This is a genomic window from Actinoplanes rectilineatus, assembly GCF_000962825.1.
Lineage (GTDB): Bacteria > Actinomycetota > Actinomycetes > Mycobacteriales > Micromonosporaceae > Actinoplanes > Actinoplanes rectilineatus.
On the sequence record NZ_JZKF01000183.1, the window covers coordinates 1 to 2,588 of the forward strand.

Here is a 2,588-nt window from a genome sequence, read left to right on the forward strand (position 1 = left end):
CGAGCACACCGGCCCGAAGGTCATGCGCGACCTCACCGTCGCCGAGATCCACACGTACTACGTCATCGCCGGCGACGAACCGGTCCTCGTCCACAACAATTATTGTTTCGATAAAGAAGCTTTCCTGGCGGAATACGAATCGCTGGACCCCTATGTTTACGGGGGTGAGATTCAAGGCCGTGCAAAAATTGGTGACGGTGATTTCTTCGATATGACGAGCGGAACCAAGGGCCCGGAGAACCAGCTGCTCGAGGCTGAGGCGCAGCGTGTGCTAAATATAGAAGGGCTTTACCAGGGGATTTTCTACTAATCCGACGGCAAGGCATATCGAACCGAAACTTGCGATGATGCTGGGTAGAGGCAAGCGGGCGGAGGTAGTGATCAATCATCCGGGTGGTCCATGTCCTCAAAAATGGGGCTGTCGGGATGTATTGAACAAGATGCTGGACAGGGAACAGAGGCTGGTGGTCCATTGGAAGAGGGGGGATGACAAGCAAATGGATGCACTTTGCTACGGTGCCTGCTCTGGATGGGTGAATCCCTGGAGGGCCGGCCAATGACCGAAAAGCGGGTTCGTGCTGAAGCGCAGTTCCGGGAGGATCAGCGTTTTGGGAGGTTCGCGATACATGATGAGCACGAGGTTGACCAGTTGATCGATGCCCTCCTGGGTGAGCCTCATGACTCCTCCATGGCGCAGGTCCACTCTTTGGATCGAGAGGCACTCCCGTCTGGAGTCGACGATCACGAGTTACTGGTGGGAGTCAGTCAGGCTCGGGGTCGGGGCGTCATGTGGTTCACGGATGAGAAGGGAAGCTTTTCCTCGGTTGGCGAGTCTGGTCGCGAGAATGAAATCGTCTACCTCCTTGTCGGATACCCGTACGGGTTCCCGGGAAATGCAGAGGTTCCTCTCGACGTGATTCGCCAGTCATTGAAAGAATTCGTGCTATCAGGGGGTGTCAGGCCGTCGGTTATCAAGTGGGTGCCTCACGAGTTCCGATGAAATTCGGATGAGTGCCCTGGTGATTTAGGTCGTTGATTTCGAGTCTTTGCCGGCCTCGGCTGTGGCGCATGACTGCTTACCGCGGCGTCGTGCCGATAGTGATTCCTGCGGCTGAGACCTGGAGTCAAGGGCTTGCCGGAGGAACTTCCTCTTAACGGTCCGAAAACGAGGGTCAAAGCGCCGTTTGTGGCCAGGGTAATGAATTCTTGTGCTGGAATATAGGCAATTGAACGGGATTATTTTCAATGAAAATCTATGTTTCCACCTATTACCGTCATCGCCGAGATGGTGAGCTGTATCAGACGTATGCCGAGATCGACTCGGGGCGCCGCGAGATCCGGAAGGTCGGAACGTTTGCCGGTGGGCGCGGCGAGCGGGTCGGGGTCGACCTGCCGAACTCGGAATTCGCATTGAGGGCCGCGCCGATCCCCGATTTCGTCGGGTACTTCTCTGCTGGTGACGTTTTCCTGGAAGAGATCTCCGGAGACTGGTTCGAGGAGCTCTGGGGGGAAGCTAGCACTGGAGCGATGGGCTTCATCGACGATGAGGATGTGGCGTTCTGATCGAGATCATCCATGTCATTCCGCGCCCGGCATGCGGATGAGGAGTCTTGGGGCGTCTTTCGGTCACCGGGCTGGATCCCGTGGACTTCTGTGGAGCGCGACCCTGGGATCGGCCATAGGCAGGCCGCGATGCTCGTCATGACACGGTCGGCCGAGACCTGTCGCAAGCGGTGCCCCCGCCTCGCATGGTGACCGCCCGTGCTGTGTATGGCGTCGAGGATCGGCTGAGGTGCGCGGTTCATCTCGGGCTGGTGCGGGCGTTGCCGCTGTTCTACCTGTCGCCCTGCCCGGTCGCGGACGAAGTGGCGCGCATCGTGGCGTGTGGTCCGCTAAACCTCGCGGATGCGGGTGAGCGATCGGCTCATGTGATGGACGTCCGGAGACTGCTGGCCTTCGCGGAGGACTGCGCCGCGTGGGACGGGCTGAGGGCTGACTATCTGCACTCGCGGGTCGCAGAGCTGGCGGTGACGCTCGCGAGTGACATCGACGATGTGGAGCGTGCCTGGGACCACTCGGCCGACCGGATGCTGGAAATCTGGGGAAACGCCGACATGTTCGTCCACGAGGGGTGGGCCTGGCGGGAGCTGCCGTTCCGGACGATCAGGCCGCCGCTCGCGGAGATCGAGCAGGAATGGCAGCAACGAGACGTCGCGATGCTCGTCGAGGCAGAGGATGTCCCGGCCGCGCTGGCGGAGCGGCTGGCGGTGCTCCGCCAGCCGTCACGATGGGCGAGGCGGCAGGAGATAGCGACCGCGGTGAGAGGGCTAGCCCCCTGGTGAGCCGACCTGGCCTGGCGCGGTAACGACCCGGACACCTGCCACAGTTTCGATCCGGCGAACCCGGGCGCTGATGGCGGATAGCTCCACCTGGCCGACGAGATTGTGCGGACGGAGGGTGAGGGCGAAGGGGGACGTAGTACCCGCGGACCGACCGAGTCGGTTCTGGAGACCACGTCACACCATCCCTTCTGGGACGCGACCACCGGTGAATGGAGCGACGCCGCCGACCTGATCCCCGGCGAGTCG

At 60.9% G+C, this 2,588-nt stretch carries 4 protein-coding genes and 2 pseudogenes; 5 read left to right on the forward strand and 1 reads right to left on the reverse strand.

The features are described 5' to 3' along the window. Positions 1–310: pseudogene (locus tag WH85_RS45930) on the forward strand (hypothetical protein); the annotation flags it as partial. 10 nt (positions 311–320) lie between these two features. Then, positions 321–560: pseudogene (locus WH85_RS54345) on the forward strand (DddA-like double-stranded DNA deaminase toxin); the annotation flags it as partial. Here WH85_RS54345 and WH85_RS53600 read toward each other — a convergent pair. Next, positions 512–679 (reverse strand): hypothetical protein, encoded by a 168-nt coding sequence (locus WH85_RS53600; protein WP_245674397.1) that lies wholly within the window; start codon positions 677–679, stop codon positions 512–514. The pseudogene WH85_RS54345 and the gene WH85_RS53600 overlap by 49 nt on opposite strands. On the opposite strand from WH85_RS53600, the gene WH85_RS54350 reads away from it, so the two are divergent. The 3 genes from WH85_RS54350 (at position 650) to WH85_RS45940 (ending at position 2,342) form a co-directional block, all read left to right on the forward strand. Further along, positions 650–1,000 carry an Imm1 family immunity protein gene (locus tag WH85_RS54350; RefSeq protein ID WP_425394703.1) on the forward strand — a complete coding sequence of 117 codons (351 nt, stop codon included), beginning with the start codon at positions 650–652 and terminating at the stop codon, positions 998–1,000. The two genes, WH85_RS53600 and WH85_RS54350, sit on opposite strands and share 30 nt — an antisense overlap. Positions 1,001–1,245: 245 nt before the next feature. Then, positions 1,246–1,563: a DUF6881 domain-containing protein gene (locus WH85_RS45935; protein ID WP_045748539.1), complete on the forward strand. Its 318-nt coding sequence runs from the start codon at positions 1,246–1,248 to the stop codon at positions 1,561–1,563. Between the two features lie 185 nt (positions 1,564–1,748). Next, the gene (locus tag WH85_RS45940; protein ID WP_045748540.1) at positions 1,749–2,342 is read left to right on the forward strand and encodes a hypothetical protein; all 594 of its coding nucleotides are present in this window, start codon (positions 1,749–1,751) and stop codon (positions 2,340–2,342) included. Positions 2,343–2,588: the final 246 nt, after the last annotated feature.